We start from the raw sequence: 16978 nt of genomic DNA on the forward strand, positions 1-16978 counted from the left end.
GTCAGTTTGTGCCCGCCTTTAGCTTTCTGGAGTACTGCCTTTGAATGCGACGACCATCAACAGCCTGTTCTTGATCGGCGCGTTGCTGGTAGGTGCGAGCATTCTGGTGAGCTCACTTTCATCGCGCCTCGGTATCCCGATTCTGGTGATCATCCTCGCGGTGGGCATGGCGGCCGGTGTCGACGGCGCCGGCATTATTTTCGATAACTACCCAACGGCTTATCTGGTCGGCAACCTCGCGTTGGCGGTAATCCTGCTCGACGGCGGCTTGCGCACCCGGGTGGCGAGTTTCCGCGTGGCGTTATGGCCAGCACTGTCGCTGGCCACCGTCGGGGTGTTGATCACCACCGGGCTGACCGGGATGGCGGCGGCGTGGTTGTTCGACTTGAACATGATCCAGGGCCTGTTGATCGGCGCCATCGTCGGCTCCACTGATGCCGCGGCTGTGTTCTCGCTGCTAGGCGGCAAGGGCCTGAACGAACGGGTGAGCGCGAGCCTGGAGATCGAATCCGGCAGCAACGACCCGATGGCAGTGTTCCTCACCGTGACCCTGATCGACATGCTCGCCAGCGGGGAGACCGGCCTGCACTGGAATCTGCTGGGGCATTTGGTGCGTGAGTTCGGCATCGGCGGTGTGATTGGCCTCGGCGGTGGCTGGCTACTGCTGCAACTGGTCAACCGTATCAACCTGGCCACCGGCCTTTATCCGATTTTGATGATTGCTGGCGGGTTGGTCTTGTTTGCCCTGACCAACGCCCTGCACGGCAGTGGCTTTTTGGCGGTGTACCTGTGCGGCCTGGTGATCGGCAACCGCCCGGTGCGCAGTCGCCACGGCATTTTGCACATGCTCGACGGCATGGCGTGGTTGGCCCAGATCGGCATGTTCCTGGTGCTGGGGCTGTTGGTTACGCCCCATGACCTGCTGCCGATCGCTCTGCCGGCGCTGGGCCTGGCGCTGTGGATGATTCTGTTTGCCCGTCCGCTGTCAGTGCTGGTCGGCCTGTTGCCTTTCAAAGCGTTCCACGGGCGCGAAAAGGCCTTTATTTCCTGGGTTGGCCTGCGCGGCGCCGTACCGATCATTCTCGCGGTGTTTCCGCTGATGGCGGGGCTGCCCAACGCTCAGCTCTACTTCAATCTGGCGTTCTTTATCGTACTGGTGTCGCTGCTGGTGCAAGGCACAAGCCTGCCCTGGATTGCCAAGCTTTTGAAAGTGACCGTCCCGCCGGAGCCTTTGCCGATCTCCCGGTCGGCGCTGGAAGTGCACGTCACCAGCGAATGGGAGCTGTTCGTCTATCGCCTCGGTGCCGAGAAATGGTGCATTGGATCCCCTCTTCGCGAGCTGAAAATGCCCGAAGGCACCCGTATCGCTGCCCTGTTTCGTGGCCAACAACTGCTCCATCCGTCGGGTAGTACGGTGCTCGAAGTCGATGATTTGCTCTGCGTAATCGGCCATGAACACAACCTTCCGGCCCTCGGAAAACTCTTCAGTCAGGCCCCGCAACGGGGTCTGGATTTGCGCTTCTTCGGCGACTTCGTACTCGAAGGAGACGCCCAGCTTGGAGCGGTTGCTGCCCTGTACGGGTTGAAAGTCGAAGGCATCGATCCAAATATGTCCCTGGGCCACTTCATTGCCCAGAAAGTGGGCGGCGCACCAGTAGTGGGTGACCAGGTGGAATGGAACAACACCCTTTGGACCGTTGCTGTCATGGAAGGGAACAAGATTGGTAAGGTAGGCGTCAGATTCCCCGAAGGAAGTCGCCCGGGTCCCGGCTTGTTCCTCTAAACTCCACTCTTCGTCTGGTTTTCGATCGGTCTTTATGTCAATCCTGCGCACTTTTTTCATCATGGCCCTGCTGGGCTTGAGTCTTTCGATCAACACACTGCAAGCCGCCGAACCGCCCTCCAGCGCAGCCGTGCAGGCGAGCCTGGACAAGATCGCCGACCGCAAACTGCCGGAAGCCGATCAGAAGGCCCTGCAAAGCATTTTGCAAGGCACGTTGACGCAACTCACCAACAAGCGTGATTACGAGCAAAAGCTGGTTGATCTCAAGCAGCAGCTAGCTAGCGCGCCAAAGCAGAACATCGAGAACCAGCGTGAACTGACTCGCCTGAAGGCCAGCAATGTGGTGCCGGTGGCGCAACGCTATACCAAAGAGACCATTCAGCAGCTTGAGCAGTTATTGACCGAACGCTCGACGCAGCAAAGCGATCTGCAAAAAGCACTGGCCGAGGCCAACAGTCTGGTGATTACTGCCCAGACCCGTCCCGAGCGCGCCCAGGCCGAAATTTCCGCCAGCCAGACGCGCATTCAGCAAATCAATAACATCCTTAAAATCGGAAAAGACAATGGCAAGACGTTGAGCGGTGAACAGCGCGACCAGCTCAACGCCGAGCTCGCGGCGCTGAATGCGCTGATCCCGTTGCGCCGACAGGAACTGGCCGGTAACAGTCAGCTGCAGGATTTGGGCAACAGCCAGCATGACCTGCTCACGGAAAAAACCAATCGCCTGGATCAGGAGATCCAGGAGCTGCAAACCCTGATCAACCAGAAGCGCCTGGCCCAGTCCCAGGAGACGGTCACCCAGCAGTCCATCGAAGCGCAGAAGGCCGGCGGCAGCAGCCTGCTGGCCACCGAAAGCGCGGCCAACCTGAAGCTTTCCGACTATCTGCTCAAAAGCACCGACCGCCTCAACGAAGTCACCCAACAGAACCTGCAGACCAAACAGCAGCTGGACAGCGTGACCCAGAGTGACTCCGCGCTGGACGAACAGATCAACGTGCTCAAGGGCAGCCTGCTGCTCTCCAAGATCCTGTACAAACAGAAACAGGCCCTGCCACGCCTCCAGCTCGACCGCGACCTGGCCGACCAGATCGCCGACATTCGCCTGTATCAGTTCGAAGTCAGCCAGCAACGGGAGCTGCTCAGCAACCCGACAACCTACGTCAATAACCTGCTGTCGACTCAACCGCCCGAGCAAGTCACCCCACAACTGCGCAAAAGCCTGCTGGAACTGGCCGTCACCCGCGCGGACCTGCTGGAACGTTTGAATCGCGAGCTGAGCGCAGTGCTCAACGAATCCATCACGCTGCAACTCAACCAGAAGCAATTGCTCAGCACCGCGCAAAGCCTGAGGGCTACGCTGGACGAGCAAATGTTCTGGATTCCCAGCAACAAGCCGCTGGATTTTGAGTGGATGCGTGGCGTGCCGGAACGCCTGGAGCGTCAGGTCACCACCCTGCCGTGGGCTTCGAGCCTGAGCGAATTGACCGATGGCCTGACGCAGCGGCCGCTGCTGTTCTTGCCGCTGGCCTTTCTGATCGGCGCGCTGCTGTGGCGCCGCAAAAACCTTTACGCCCGCCTGAACAAAGTTCACCTGGACATCGGCCATTTCAAGCGCGACAGCCAGTGGCACACTCCGCAAGCGATTCTGATCAACATCTTGCTGGCGATGCCCGTCGCCCTGGGTTTGGCCTTGTGCGGCCTGGCGTTGCAGATCGACGCCCGCGGGCAGAACGCCAATATGGGCGCGGCGCTGCTGCAAATGGCCCAAGCCTGGCTGGTGTTCTATACCGCCTACCGCATCCTCGCGCCGGGCGGCGTCGCCGAATTGCATTTCCGCTGGGAAAAACCTCAGGTCGAATTCCTTCAAGGATGGATACGCCGACTAGGTTTGGTAGTGATGGCCCTGGTGGCGGTGGTGGCAGTCGCCGAGTTGCAACCAGCGATACTGGCCGATGACGTGCTCGGCATGCCGGTGGTGCTGACCTGCTACGCCTTGATGGCCTGGCTACTCAGCCGCCTGCTGGTCAGCAGCCCGACTCACCAGAACGCTTCGCTGTTCCGCAAGGCCGTGGGGGTTCTGTTCACCGCCCTGCCAATCGCGCTGTTCGTCGCCGTGTGCTTTGGCTACTACTACACCGCGCTGAAACTCAGCGACCGGTTGATCAACACGCTTTACCTGCTGATGTTCTGGCTGGTGATCGAAGCGACTTTCGTGCGCGGCCTCAGTGTGGCGGCACGGCGCCTGGCCTATCAGCGCGCGCTGGCCAAACGCCAGGCCGCGAAAGAGGCTGGCGACGGCGAAGCGGTGATCGAAGAGCCGACCCTGGACATCGAGAAGGTCAACGAACAGTCCTTGCGACTGATCCGCCTGGCCCTGCTCGGCGGTTTCATCGCGGCGCTGTATTGGGTCTGGTCGGACCTGATTTCAGTGTTCTCGTATCTGGACAACATCACTCTCTACGAATACACCAGCGGCACCGGCGCCAACATGAGCATGGTGCCGATCAGCATCGGCGACATGCTCGGCGCATTGATCATCATCGGCATCACTTTTGCACTCGCGCGCAACTTGCCCGGTTTGCTGGAAGTGTTTGTGCTGTCGAAGCTGAATCTGGCTCAGGGCAGTGCCTATGCCACGACCACGCTGCTGTCCTATGTGATCGCGGGTGTCGGTTTCGTCTCGACCCTGTCCACGCTCGGCGTGAGCTGGGACAAGTTGCAATGGCTGGTGGCGGCGCTGTCGGTCGGTCTCGGTTTCGGGATGCAGGAGATTTTCGCCAACTTCATCTCCGGCATCATGATCCTGTTCGAACGCCCGGTGCGGATCGGCGACACCATCACCATCGGCAACCTGTCGGGCACGGTGAGCAAGATCCGCATCCGTGCCACGACCATCACCGATTTCGACCGCAAGGACATCATCGTCCCGAACAAGACGTTCATCACCGGGCAACTGATCAACTGGTCCCTGACCGACACCATCACCCGGGTGACCCTCAAGCTCGGCGTCGACTACGGCTCGGACCTGGATCTGGTGAAAGAACTGCTGCTCAAGGCTGCCCGGGATAACCCGCGCGTGCTGAAGGACCCGGAACCTCATGTGTACTTCCTGAACTTCGGCGAAAGCACCCTCGACCACGAATTGCGCATGCATGTGCGCGACCTCGGCGACCGCAACCCGGTACTTGATGAGGTCAACCGCTTTATCAATCGCGAGTTCAAGAAGCAAAAGATCAACATCTCGTTCCGGCAAATGGAGGTCTACCTCAAGAACCTTCACGGCCAGGAGTACAAGATGGTGCCGGTCGAGCCGGAAACCAAAACCATCGTGCCGCTGCCGGACGGCAATCCGCGCCGAGAGCCTCCGCCGGTCGAACTCGACTAAGCGCTCTATCCCTAGCAGAATGCTCGGACATTCTGCTGGAGATGGCCGTTGAAAGCCCTCGACGAACTGACCTTCGACAATCGCTTCGCCCGCCTGGGCGACGCGTTCTCAACCCATGTGCTGCCCGAGCCCATCGCCGCTCCGCGACTGGTGGTCGCCAGCCCCGCTGCCATGGCGCTGCTCGACCTGGACCCGGCGGAGGCCGAGACACCGGTGTTCGCCGAGCTATTCGGCGGTCACAAGCTCTGGGCCGAAGCCGAGCCGCGGGCGATGGTCTATTCCGGGCATCAGTTCGGTTCTTACAACCCGCAGCTGGGCGACGGCCGTGGTCTGTTACTGGGCGAGGTCTATAACCAAGCCGGCGAGCATTGGGACCTGCACCTCAAGGGCGCCGGTCAGACGCCTTACTCACGCATGGGCGATGGGCGGGCGGTGCTGCGCTCATCGATCCGCGAATTTCTCGCCTCCGAAGCCCTGCATGCCCTGAACATTCCCACCACTCGCGCGCTGTGTGTGATCGGCTCCGACACGCCGGTCTGGCGCGAGAAACAGGAGCGAGCGGCCATGGTCCTGCGCCTGGCGCCGAGTCATGTGCGCTTCGGGCATTTCGAATTTTTCTACTACACCAAGCGCCCCGAGCAGCAGAAAGAACTTGGCGACCATGTGCTGGCCATGCATTTCCCGCATTGCCTGGAACAGCCGGAACCGTACCTGGCGATGTTCCGCGAAATCGTCGAGCGCAATGCCGAGCTGATCGCCAAATGGCAAGCCTATGGGTTCTGCCACGGTGTGATGAACACCGACAACATGTCGATCCTGGGCATCACCTTCGACTTCGGCCCGTTCGCCTTCCTCGACGACTTCGACGCCCACTTCATCTGCAACCATTCCGATGACCAGGGCCGCTATTCCTTCAGCAATCAGGTGCCGATCGGCCAGTGGAACCTCAGCGCCCTCGCCCAGGCCCTGACGCCGTTCATCAGCGTCGAAGCCCTGCGCGAAACCCTCGGCCTGTACCTGCCGCTGTTCCAGGCCCACTACCTGGACCTGATGCGCCGCCGCCTCGGTCTCACCACTGCCGAAGACGACGATCAGAAACTGCTGGAGCACCTGCTGCAACTGATGCAAAACAGCGGCGTCGACTACAGCCTGTTCTTCCGCCGCCTGGGAGATGAGTCACCCGAACTGGCCGTCGCCCGTTTGCGCGATGACTTCGTCGACATCAAGGGCTTCGATGCATGGGGCGCGCTCTACATCGCCCGGGTTGCCCGTGAAGGCGTGGTTGAGCAGGAACAGCGCCGTAAACGAATGCATGCGGTCAATCCGCTGTACATCCTGCGTAACTATCTGGCGCAAAAAGCCATCGATGCGGCAGAGAGCGGCGACTATGCAGAAGTTCGTCATTTGCACGCGGTACTGAGCAATCCGTTCGAGGAGCAACCGGGGATGGAGAGCTATGCCGAGCGGCCGCCGGAGTGGGGTAAGCATCTGGAGATCAGTTGTTCGTCGTGAGACTGAACAACACTGAACATTCAGATTAGTACTGGCCGGCGCTCATGGTCATAGGCTTCGATATGGTCGCCTATGATATCCACCAGGTTTTCCAACGGATGTAATTCATCATTGCCCATCATTGCTAGCAATTCATACCGCGACTCAGCCAGCAGGTTGTATTCAGCTTCCGACTTAGGTCGTTTTAATAGCCAGGCTACAGATGGCCAGTGTTCGACGGCTTGCTTAACGATATCGCTCATTGTTGCTCCCTTTTATTGGTGCATCGGACTACTGCGTGAAAATAGGATTCAAGACTAAGAGTTGAACCGCTCTCAGCCAATCAGTCGGGGACACCAGCACTCGTAGGGTGTATCTCTAACCAGGGAAGGTTTTTGCCTACAAATTTCTGCCTTGATAAACATCATTTCCGACTCCAGATCAGTGCCATAGATTGCCTACTCATCCGGAACCCAATCATGACCGACCCACTGCTCATCCCCTGCCCCCACTGCAACGGCCTGAACCGCATCCCCGCCGAGCGCCTCAACGACCATCCAAAATGCGGTCGCTGCAAGGCCGTCGTCCTGCTGAACAAGCCGTTCGAATTGAAGCAAGGCGATTACGCCAGTCAGATCAAGGGCGACCTGCCGTTGCTGGTGGATGTGTGGGCGGACTGGTGCGGGCCGTGCAAGTCGTTTGCGCCGGTGTTCGAGCAGGCGGCGGGGCAATTGGTGGGCAAGTGTCGGCTGGCCAAGCTGGACAGCGAGGCGAATCAGCAATTGTCGGCGCAGTTGGGGATTCGCTCGATCCCGAGCCTGTTCTGTTCAAGAACGGCCGGGAAGTGGCTCGCCAGAGCGGGGCCTTCCCGTTACCGCAGTTGATGAGTTGGTTGCGTAGTCAGGGGATCTGAACCCACCGTCCATCATGTAGGAGGGAGGCTTGCCCGCGAAGGCGTCGTCTCAGGCAACGATGATTTCGAATGTGCCGGCCTCTTCGCGGGCAAGCCTCGCTCCTGCATGAGGGGCAATCAGGCATTTTCCAGCAGGTTGTGCAGGTCGACGAACTGCTGGGTCAGTTTGTGCCGCGGGTCGAGATGGATCAATGGTGTATTGGCCTGATGGGACTCGCGCATGCGCACTGAACTGGCCAGGTACACCGGCAACACCGGCAGCCCTTCGGCGATCAGTTCGTCGAGGATTTGCTGAGGCAAACTGGCGCGGGCCTGGAACTGGTTGACGACAATGCCTTCAACTTCCAGCCCTTCGTTGTGGTCCTCCTTCAATTCTTCGATTTCCGCCAACAGGCCATACAGCGCCTGACGCGAGAAACTGTCGCAGTCGAAGGGAATCAGCACACGATCAGCGGCGATCAAGGCCGAGACAGCATAGAAATTCAGTGCTGGCGGCGTATCGAGGTAGATTCGGTCGTAATCACCGTCCAGTTCCTCGAGCAATTTTCGCAGCTTGTTGATCTTGTGCTTGGCCTCAAGCTTGGGTTGCAAGTCGGCCAGCTCGGCGGTGGCGGTGACGACGTGAAGGTTGTCGAATGGGGTTTCGTAGATGTCGACCTGATTTTTCTTCGAAAACGGCCCGGAGGACAGCGTCTGCTTGAAGAAGTCAGCGATCCCCATCGGGATATCGTCACCGGTGAGTCCCGTCAGGTATTGAGTGGAGTTGGCCTGAGCATCGAGATCCACCAACAACGTGCGATAGCCTTCGCTGGCGCTGACCGCCGCCAGATTACAGGCAATGCTTGATTTGCCCACGCCACCTTTCTGATTGAACACCACGCGCCGCATGTCAAAACCTCCGTGTATCAAAGAATGACCGAGTGTAGTAGTCCATGGCGCTGCTTAGCTACCTCGCTGGTATCGGGACTACAGTCATTGGTCAATATCCGACGAAAAAAGCTGCCAACTCGTCCATCGACAGCCGATAGAGCTGACAGACATGTCCGACACAACATGGATAATGGCCAAACGACAGCTTTTTCGCGAACCAGACGGTACATTTCGTTGCGCAAAATGTAACCAGCATTTGCTACACGCCCGCTGCACCGGGATAATGCGCGCCACTCGGCGTTAAGCGCCATGTAAGGTCTGCCGCGATTTTTGCGACTCACCGCGTCAAAAGAAAAGCCCGCAGGGGCGGGATGAATGTCTGTGATCAACTTCAACATCGCCCAATGGCGCGCATGGGCCCCTGGGCTTGAAAGCGTGGATGATTGGCAGGCCTGGAGCCGACAACCGGTCGTGCTCGAGCGCAGCGATGCCGCCCCCGATGTGTCGTTTCTGCCGGCCATGCAACGTCGGCGACTCAGCCGTCTGGCGCGGATGGCATTCAGCGTTGGCTGGCCGTTGGCTGATGGTCGCCAGGACCTGCCGCTGGTCTTTATTTCCCGCCACGGCGAAACCCCGCGCACCTTCGAGATTCTCAGCGATCTGGCGACTGACCAACCTTTGTCGCCCACCCAGTTCAGCTTGTCGGTGCACAATGCGGTCATCGGCTTGTGGTCGATCATGCGCGGCGAAACCAGCGAAATGACCGCCCTCGCCGCAGCCGGTGATGGCCTTGAACACGGCATGCTAGAGGCGGCGGCATTGCTTGATGAAGGAGCGCCTGCGGCACTACTGGTAGTGACTGAAGAGCAACCGCCCGCGGCCTACTCGGCCTGGATCGACGATGTGCCATTCCCTTATGCGGTCGGCCTGTTGATTACGCCCGGCAATCAGTGGCAGCTGTCGCTGAACAGCACCTCGCAAGCGTTGTCCAAACCCCACTGGCCCCATGCCCTGAATTTGTTGCCTACCCTGCTTGGCCAGCAGACTACCTGCCAACATGCCTGGAAAAATCGTGTATGGACCTGGCAACGCAACCCGTAACCGATAAAAACCGCGACGCTTATTACTGGCGTCTGCTGGCCACTGCCGCAAGCTTCACCCTGTTCGGGTTGGGCGGGCTTTGCCTGCGACTGGTGGTGTTCCCGCTGTTGAGCTGCCTGCCGGGAGACGCCCAGGCCCATCGTCAGCGGGCACGACAGACAGTCAGCCGGTGTTTCTGGTTTTTCATTCGTTTCATGGCTCGCAGCGGCGTCCTGACCTATGACATTCAAGGGGCGGAAAAGCTCGGACGACCAGGCCAGATGATCGTCGCCAATCACCCCTCGCTGATCGATGTGGTGTTTTTGATCGGCCTGGTGGGCCACGCCAACTGCGTGGTCAAGAAAAGCCTCTGGGAAAATCCGTTCACCCGCAGTCCGTTACGCCGCACCGATTACATCAGCAACGATGGCAGCATGGATATGCTCGACGCCGCTGCCGACGCACTGAAAAGCGGTCAGACCCTGATCATTTTTCCCGAGGGCACACGCACCCAACCCGGTAAACCGCCGGCCTTTCATCGGGGGGGCGCGGCAATCGCCCTGCGCGGTGCGAGAATCCTCACCCCGGTGATCATCAAGGTCAATCCGACCACATTGACCAAGGCCGAACCTTGGTATCGGATTCCCAAACGCCGCGTGCACTTCAGTTTTCGTGTCGGGGCCGATATAGACCCACAGGCCTTCGCTGCGCTGGGTGCTGCACCTCAAGCCTCGCGCAAGCTCAACGACTATTTGCACTCTTACTTTATCAAGGAGCTCGCCGAAGATGAGCGATCTGCACACTAATAGCCTGATGCTGGAAATCAAAGAATTGATCATCGAAGCCCTGGGCCTCGAAGACATCAGCGTCGATGATATCGGCGATGAGCAAACGCTGTTCGGCGAAGGCCTGGGCCTGGACTCTGTAGACGCCCTGGAACTCGGCTTGGCGATTCAGAAAAAGTACGGCATCAAAATCGATGCCGACGCCAAGGACACCCGTAATCACTTCACCAACGTGGCGAGCCTTGCGGCGTTCGTCACTGCAAAACAGGCAGCTTGAGACCGGACCATGCAAACTCGTGACGATATTTTCAATACCCTGCGCGATGCTCTGGTCGAACTCTTCGAGCTGGAGCCCGAGCGCATCAGTCTGGGGTCCAACCTGTACCAGGATCTGGAAATCGATAGCATCGATGCGGTCGACCTGATCGATCACATCAAACGCCAGACCGGCAAGAAAATCGCTGCCGAAGAATTCAAATCGGTGCGTACCGTCAGCGACGTGGTCGAGGCGGTCTACCGTCTGGTTCAACCCGCCGCATGAGCCGACTGATCGGCCTGGGCCTGCTGCTGGCAGGCCTGTTGTACCCCTTTGCGGTGTATTTCGGCATGGAGCATTTTGCCCCGTGGCAGTTCGGTCTGCTGCTCGGCAGCCTGTGGCTGGCACGGGCGCTGACCGGCGAGCGGCGCCCCGGCAGCCTGTGGATGGCCGCGGTCGCCATCGGGTTCTGCCTGCTGCTGGCGCTGTTCGACAGCCCGGTGCTGCTGCGCTGGTACCCGGTGCTGATCAGCGCCTTCATGTTGGTGCTGTTCGGCCTGAGCCTGAAATACGGCCCGCCGATGATCGAACGCCTGGCCCGTCTGCGAGAACCGGAATTACCGGCCAGGGCTATTCGCTACACCCGCCAGGTGACGATTGCCTGGAGCGTGTTTTTTCTCTGCAACGGCTTGTGCGCCGCCGCCCTGACCCTTTGGGCGCCGCTGAGTTGGTGGATGTTGTACACCGGCCTGATCTCCTATGGATTGATCGGCCTGATGTTTGCCATTGAATGGCTGATACGACAACGGGTAAGAGGCCGCCCATGAATTGGATAACACTTGAGCAACTGTTGCTCAAGGCTCAGCCTGACCGGGCCGTGACGGCCGAACCGGCATTGAATCACGCGCAATTGTGCGAACAGGCCCTGAGTCTGGCTGCCGGCCTGCAAGCGCAGGGGGTACAGCGTATCGCCGTGCACCTTGAAGACGCCGCCGACCTGGCCATTGCCCTGCTCGGCGCCTGGCGTGCCGGGGTCAGCGTACTGCTGCCCGCCGACCTGCAAGCGCAGACTCGCCAGCGCTGGTCGACCGAGGTCGATCTGTGGCTGACCGATCAGGCCGACGATGCGCACCTGAGCGATTATCAGCATCCACCACTGACGGCCAGCCCGCTGGACCTGGATCGCTGTCAGCTGAGCCTGTGCACCTCCGGCTCCAGTGGCGAACCCAAGCGCATCGACAAAACCCTGCGCCAACTGGCCAATGAAGTCGAAGCGCTGGAGCACCTGTGGGGCGCGGATCTGGGCGAGGCCTGCATCATCGGCAGCGTCGCCACCCAGCACATCTACGGGTTGCTGTTCCGGGTGCTGTGGCCGCTGTGCGCCGGGCGCTCATTCGTGCGCAAGCAACTGGCCTTCCCGGAAGACCTGCAACGCGCCAGCCGCGTACACCCGGTTTTCGCCTGGGTCGCCAGCCCGGCGCTGCTCAAACGCATGGGCGACAACCTTGACTGGCCAGCGCTGAGCGCGGTGCGCCGAGTGTTTTCCTCCGGTGGTGCGTTGCCCGCCGAAGCGGCGCAAAGCCTGCATGAGCGCCTGCAACAATGGCCGACAGAAATCTTCGGCAGCTCGGAAACCGGCGGCATCGCCTGGCGTCAGGGCCAGAATCTCTGGCAGCCCTTCACCGATGTGGCGCTGAGCCAGGACAGCGATGGCGCCCTGCTTATCGCCTCACCGTACTTGCCGACCGGCCATATCGAACACACCGCCGATGCCGCGCGCATCGCCGCCGACGGCCGTTTCGAGCTGCTGGGACGGCTGGACCGAATCGTCAAACTGGAAGAAAAACGTATTTCGCTGCCGATGCTCGAACAAGCGCTGATGACCCATGAGTGGGTCGCTGAAGCGCGGCTTGGCGTCGTCCAGGAAAACCGTGCTTCGCTGGGCGCGCTGCTGGTGTTGAGCGAGCAGGGTTTGCATGCCTTACGCAATCAGGGTCGACGCACTCTTACTCAGGAGTTGCGCCAACACCTGAGCCAGCATTGCGAGGCACTCGCCCTGCCTCGTCGCTGGCGCCTGTTGCGACAACTGCCACTGAACGCTCAAGGCAAATTGCCTCAGGCCGAAGTGGAGACCCTATTGCTGGCGCCACGCCCAAAGGCGCCGCAAGTGCTGGAACAGATCGACACCGATGGCGAGTGGAGCCTGCAACTGGCCGTCCCGCCAGACCTGGCGTATTTCAGCGGCCACTTTCCCCGAGCGCCGGTATTGCCCGGCGTGGTGCAGGTGGATTGGGCATTGAGCCTGGGCCAGCAACTGATGGATCTGCCGGCAAAATTCGCCGGTATGGAAGTGCTGAAATTCCAGCAACTGGTACGCCCCGGCGATGAAATCCAGTTGCACCTGCGCTTCGACTCGGCGCGCAGTAAATTGTATTTCGCCTATCGCAACGAAGCCGCCACCTGCTCCAGCGGGCGGATTTTGCTGGAGGCCGACTGTGGATAAGTTGAGATCCCCTGTAGCAGCTGCCGAAGGCTGCGTCCGAGTGCGAAGCGCTCGCATCTGGACCACCACATTTATCCTGAAAGAACTCGAATACCGGTTTACGACCGCTTCGCGGCCGGACGCAGGCTTCGCCAGCTGCTACAAGGACAGGGGTGTGAACCAACATGCATAACCCCTGCGCCGTAATCCCGGTCTACAACCACGAAACCGCCATCACTGCCGTGGTCGATGCGCTGCTTGCTTGCGGCCTGCCCTGCATTCTGGTGGACGATGCCAGCAGCCCGGCCTGCGCCAAGGTGCTTGACCGACTGGCCCAGCGTGATCGGGTTTACCTGATCAGGCTCACCGTCAATCAAGGCAAGGGCGGCGCGGTGATGACCGGCTTGCGCGAAGCTTCGCGCCTGGGCTTCAGCCATGCCTTGCAGGTGGACGCCGACGGCCAGCACGACCTGCAAGACGTCAAGGTCTTCATCGAGCATTCGCGCGCCCATCCCGAGGCGGTGATCTGCGGCTATCCGCAATACGACGCCAGCGTGCCGAAGGGCCGTTTGTACGCCCGCTACCTGACCCACGTGATGGTTTGGATCAACACCCTGTCGTTGCAGATTCGCGACTCAATGTGCGGCTTCCGCGTCTACCCGTTGCCGCCGACCCTGGCACTGATCGACTCGGCCAGGATCGGCAAGCGCATGGACTTCGACTCCGACATCCTGGTGCGTCTGGCCTGGCGTAATCAGCCGATGCAGTGGCTGAAAACCAAGGTGCATTACCCTTCGGATGGCGTCTCGCATTTCCGCCTGTTCCACGACAATGTTCTGATTTCGAGCATGCACACCCGGCTGTTCTTCGGCATGTTGGTTCGCGCACCGGTAATCCTCTGGCGACGGTGGCGAGCATGAGCGACAACGCAGACAAACAGCACTGGGCCGACCGCCAGGAGCGTGGCAGTTTCTGGCTGATGAAGTTCACCGCGCTCTGCGCCAAAGTCTTGGGCCGTCGGTTGTTGAGCCCATTGCTGTACGGCATCGTGCTGTATTTTTTCCTGTTCGGGCGCAGCGCCCGCCAAAGTGCCTGGCAATACCAGCAGCGGCTCGCTGACTGGAGCGGTCGCAGCGAATTGCGCCCGACCCATTGGCGGGTGTTCGGCCAGTTCATGGCGTTCGCCGATTCCATGCTCGACAAACTCGATGTATGGAATGGCAAGCTGAGCATCGATCAAATCGAAATCATCGACCCGGCGCTGCTGCGCAATAAACTGCGCGGCACACGCGGGCAAATGCTGGTGGGCGCGCACTTGGGCAATCTCGAGGTCTGCCGGGCGTTGGCCGAGATCGGCGAGAAAGTCACCATGAACGTGCTGGTGCACACCAAGCACGCCGAACAATTCAATCGTCTGCTGGGCGAAGCCGGGGCGACCAATCTGCGACTGATTCAGGTCAGCGAGCTGGACCCGGTGATCATGCTGCAACTGCATGAACGCCTCGAACGCGGCGAATGGCTGGCGATTGCCGGCGACCGCGTGCCGCTGCATGGCGGGCGCAGCGTGACAGTGGACTTTCTCGGCCATCAGGCAGCATTCCCGCAAGGCCCTTGGTTGCTGGCCGGTCTGCTGAAATGCCCGATCAACCTGATGCTGTGCCTGAAGAAACCCACGGGCGATTATCGACTGACCCTCGAACCGTTCGCCGACGCCATCGTGTGGAAACGCAGCGACCGCGAACAGGTCATTCATCAGTGGGCCTCCCGCTATGCCGAACGCCTGAGTCACTATTGCCTCGAAGCGCCCCAACAATGGTTCAACTTTTACCCTTTCTGGAAGACCGATGACGACGCCAACGCTTGAGCCGGTAACCTTCGGCGAACTCCCTTTGCGCATCGAAGACGTGCTGGCGCTGGCCAACCGTCAGGTGCCGACGCAGTTGCAGGGCGATCCCGAGTTTCGCCAGCGCATCGCCAAGGGCCCGCAGTTCCTTGATTCCCTGTTGGACAAGGAAGGCGTGATCTATGGCGTGACCACCGGTTATGGCGACTCCTGTGTGGTGGCGGTGCCGCTGCACCACGTCGAAGCCCTGCCCCGTCATCTGTATACCTTCCACGGCTGCGGCTTGGGCAAACTGCTCGACGCCCAAGCCACCCGAGCGGTACTGGCAGCGCGTTTGCAGTCGCTGTGCCAGGGCGTTTCCGGGGTACGCGTGGAGCTGTTGGAGCGTCTGCAAGCCTTCCTCGAATACGACATTCTCCCGCTGATTCCAGAAGAAGGTTCGGTGGGCGCCAGCGGTGATCTGACGCCGCTGTCCTACGTCGCCGCGACCTTGTCCGGCGAGCGCGAAGTGATATTCCGTGGTGAGCGTCGACAAGCCGTCGATGTACACCGCGAACTGGGCTGGGAGCCGCTGGTATTGCGCCCCAAAGAAGCGCTGGCGCTGATGAACGGCACCGCCGTGATGACCGGTCTCGCCTGCCTGGCTTATGCGCGCGCTGATTATCTGCTGCAACTGGCCACGCGCATTACCGCGCTGAACGTGGTCGCTTTGCAGGGCAACCCGGAGCACTTCGACGAGCGTCTGTTCGCCACCAAACCCCATCCCGGGCAGATGCAAGTCGCTGCGTGGTTGCGCAAGGATCTGGCGATCGATGCGCCGACCGCGCCGCTGCATCGCCTGCAAGACCGCTATTCCCTGCGTTGTGCGCCGCACGTGCTCGGTGTGCTGGCCGACAGCCTGAACTGGCTGCGCTCGTTCATCGAGATCGAGCTCAACAGCGCCAACGACAACCCGATCATCGACGCCGAAGCCGAACGCGTGCTGCACGGCGGGCACTTCTACGGCGGCCACATCGCCTTCGCCATGGACAGTCTGAAAACCTTGGTGGCGAACGTCGCCGACTTGCTCGACCGCCAGCTCGCGCTGCTGGTGGACGAGCGTTACAACCATGGTTTGCCGAGCAATCTGTCCGGCGCCACCGCTGACCGCGCGATGCTCAACCACGGCTTCAAGGCCGTGCAGATCGGCACCAGCGCCTGGACCGCCGAAGCGCTGAAAAACACCATGCCGGCCAGCGTCTTTTCGCGCTCCACCGAGTGCCACAACCAGGACAAAGTCAGCATGGGCACCATCGCCGCCCGCGATGCCATTCGTGTGCTGGAGCTGACCGAACAGGTCGCCGCCGCCACGCTGCTGGCCGCCAACCAAGGTGTCTGGCTGCGCGCCCAGGCTGAAGACGCACGACTACTGCCACCGGCCTTGGCCGCGATGCATGAAGAACTGGCCCAGGACTTCCCGCCGGTCATCGAAGACCGTGCCCTGGAAGGCGAATTGCGCCTGTGCCTGCAACGTATCGCCGAACAACACTGGAGGCTGCATGCGTAGCAAGGGAGTGCTTCACACCGACACGGAAATCCTCGTACCGTTCTTTGACGTCGACACCATGAACGTGGTCTGGCATGGCCATTACGTCAAATACCTGGAAGTCGCCCGCTGTGCGCTGCTGGACAAGATCGGCCACAACTACGACGCCATGGTGGCGTCGGGTTACGCGTGGCCGGTGATCGACTTGCAGCTGCGCTATGTACGCGGTGCGGTGTTCGGCCAGAAGCTGAATGTGCGCGCCAACCTGGTGGAGTGGGAAAACCGCCTGAAGATCAGCTATCTGATCAGCGATCTGAGCACCGGCGAACGCCTGACCCGCGCCTGTTCCGTGCAGGTCGCCGTCGACATGAGCAGCCGTGAAATGCAGTTGGCTTCGCCGAAGGTGTTCACCGACGCAGTTGAAAGGATGCTCCCATGAACCTGCTGAAAACCCTCTGTAGCAGCTGGCGAAGCCTGCGTTCGGCTGCGCAGCAGTCGCCCTGCGTTTCTTCTGATGAAGCGTGTGTGCAGGTTTTACGACGGCTTCGCCGCCGGACGCAGCCTC

At 60.4% G+C, this 16978-nt stretch carries 15 protein-coding genes and 1 pseudogene; 14 read left to right on the plus strand and 2 right to left on the minus strand.

What is annotated here, in order from left to right:
• Window positions 1-40: 40 nt before the first annotated feature.
• The 3 genes from NHU87_RS07045 to selO are packed head-to-tail and all read left to right on the plus strand — an operon-like array spanning window position 41 to window position 6680.
• Complete coding sequence (locus NHU87_RS07045) at window positions 41-1783, plus strand: potassium/proton antiporter (protein ID WP_253546896.1); 1743 nt, start codon at window positions 41-43, stop codon at window positions 1781-1783.
• 34 nt (window positions 1784-1817) lie between these two features.
• Window positions 1818-5168, plus strand: a complete 3351-nt coding sequence (mscK, locus tag NHU87_RS07050; protein ID WP_253546898.1) for a mechanosensitive channel MscK — start codon at window positions 1818-1820, stop codon at window positions 5166-5168.
• Window positions 5169-5216: 48 nt separating this feature from the next.
• Complete coding sequence (gene selO, locus NHU87_RS07055; RefSeq protein ID WP_253546900.1) at window positions 5217-6680, plus strand: protein adenylyltransferase SelO; 1464 nt, start codon at window positions 5217-5219, stop codon at window positions 6678-6680.
• Between the two features lie 20 nt (window positions 6681-6700).
• Here the strand turns inward: selO and NHU87_RS07060 are convergent, their stop codons facing one another.
• Window positions 6701-6922 carry a hypothetical protein gene (locus NHU87_RS07060; RefSeq protein ID WP_253546902.1) on the minus strand — a complete coding sequence of 74 codons (222 nt, stop codon included), beginning with the start codon at window positions 6920-6922 and terminating at the stop codon, window positions 6701-6703.
• A gap of 216 nt (window positions 6923-7138) precedes the next feature.
• Between NHU87_RS07060 and trxC the strand changes: the two are divergent.
• Window positions 7139-7572, plus strand: a pseudogene (gene trxC / locus NHU87_RS07065) (thioredoxin TrxC).
• Window positions 7573-7689: 117 nt separating this feature from the next.
• On the opposite strand, the gene NHU87_RS07070 reads toward trxC, so the two are convergent.
• A complete protein-coding gene (locus tag NHU87_RS07070) occupies window positions 7690-8460 on the minus strand; it encodes a ParA family protein (protein ID WP_008009127.1) in 771 nt (256 codons plus the stop codon).
• A gap of 357 nt (window positions 8461-8817) precedes the next feature.
• Here NHU87_RS07070 and NHU87_RS07075 point away from each other — a divergent pair, with 357 nt between their 5' ends.
• The 10 genes from NHU87_RS07075 to NHU87_RS07120 all read left to right on the plus strand — a co-directional run bounded on the left by NHU87_RS07075 (window position 8818) and on the right by NHU87_RS07120 (window position 16852).
• Window positions 8818-9543, plus strand: a complete 726-nt coding sequence (locus NHU87_RS07075; RefSeq protein WP_253546904.1) for a beta-ketoacyl synthase chain length factor — start codon at window positions 8818-8820, stop codon at window positions 9541-9543.
• Complete coding sequence (locus tag NHU87_RS07080; RefSeq protein ID WP_253546906.1) at window positions 9519-10328, plus strand: lysophospholipid acyltransferase family protein; 810 nt, start codon at window positions 9519-9521, stop codon at window positions 10326-10328. Before NHU87_RS07075 ends, NHU87_RS07080 begins: the two co-directional genes overlap by 25 nt.
• Complete coding sequence (locus NHU87_RS07085) at window positions 10309-10584, plus strand: phosphopantetheine-binding protein (protein WP_253546907.1); 276 nt, start codon at window positions 10309-10311, stop codon at window positions 10582-10584. Before NHU87_RS07080 ends, NHU87_RS07085 begins: the two co-directional genes overlap by 20 nt.
• 9 nt (window positions 10585-10593) lie before the next feature.
• Window positions 10594-10848 (plus strand): acyl carrier protein, encoded by a 255-nt coding sequence (locus tag NHU87_RS07090; RefSeq protein ID WP_007903178.1) that lies wholly within the window; start codon window positions 10594-10596, stop codon window positions 10846-10848.
• A complete protein-coding gene (locus NHU87_RS07095) occupies window positions 10845-11390 on the plus strand; it encodes a hypothetical protein (RefSeq protein ID WP_253546909.1) in 546 nt (181 codons plus the stop codon). Before NHU87_RS07090 ends, NHU87_RS07095 begins: the two co-directional genes overlap by 4 nt.
• Entirely contained in the window at window positions 11387-13066 is a 1680-nt protein-coding gene (locus NHU87_RS07100; RefSeq protein WP_253546911.1) for an acyl-CoA synthetase family protein, read from the plus strand. Before NHU87_RS07095 ends, NHU87_RS07100 begins: the two co-directional genes overlap by 4 nt.
• 164 nt (window positions 13067-13230) lie before the next feature.
• Complete coding sequence (locus NHU87_RS07105) at window positions 13231-13965, plus strand: glycosyltransferase family 2 protein (RefSeq protein WP_253546913.1); 735 nt, start codon at window positions 13231-13233, stop codon at window positions 13963-13965.
• Window positions 13962-14909 carry an LpxL/LpxP family acyltransferase gene (locus tag NHU87_RS07110; protein ID WP_253546915.1) on the plus strand — a complete coding sequence of 316 codons (948 nt, stop codon included), beginning with the start codon at window positions 13962-13964 and terminating at the stop codon, window positions 14907-14909. Before NHU87_RS07105 ends, NHU87_RS07110 begins: the two co-directional genes overlap by 4 nt.
• Window positions 14890-16434 (plus strand): HAL/PAL/TAL family ammonia-lyase, encoded by a 1545-nt coding sequence (locus tag NHU87_RS07115; RefSeq protein WP_253546917.1) that lies wholly within the window; start codon window positions 14890-14892, stop codon window positions 16432-16434. Before NHU87_RS07110 ends, NHU87_RS07115 begins: the two co-directional genes overlap by 20 nt.
• Window positions 16427-16852, plus strand: coding sequence for an acyl-CoA thioesterase (locus NHU87_RS07120; RefSeq protein ID WP_253546919.1), 426 nt, complete (start codon window positions 16427-16429; stop codon window positions 16850-16852). Before NHU87_RS07115 ends, NHU87_RS07120 begins: the two co-directional genes overlap by 8 nt.
• Window positions 16853-16978: the final 126 nt, after the last annotated feature.

Origin of the sequence: Pseudomonas mandelii, assembly GCF_024138395.1 — a bacterium.
GTDB classification, from domain to species: Bacteria; Pseudomonadota; Gammaproteobacteria; order Pseudomonadales; family Pseudomonadaceae; genus Aquipseudomonas; species Aquipseudomonas mandelii_E.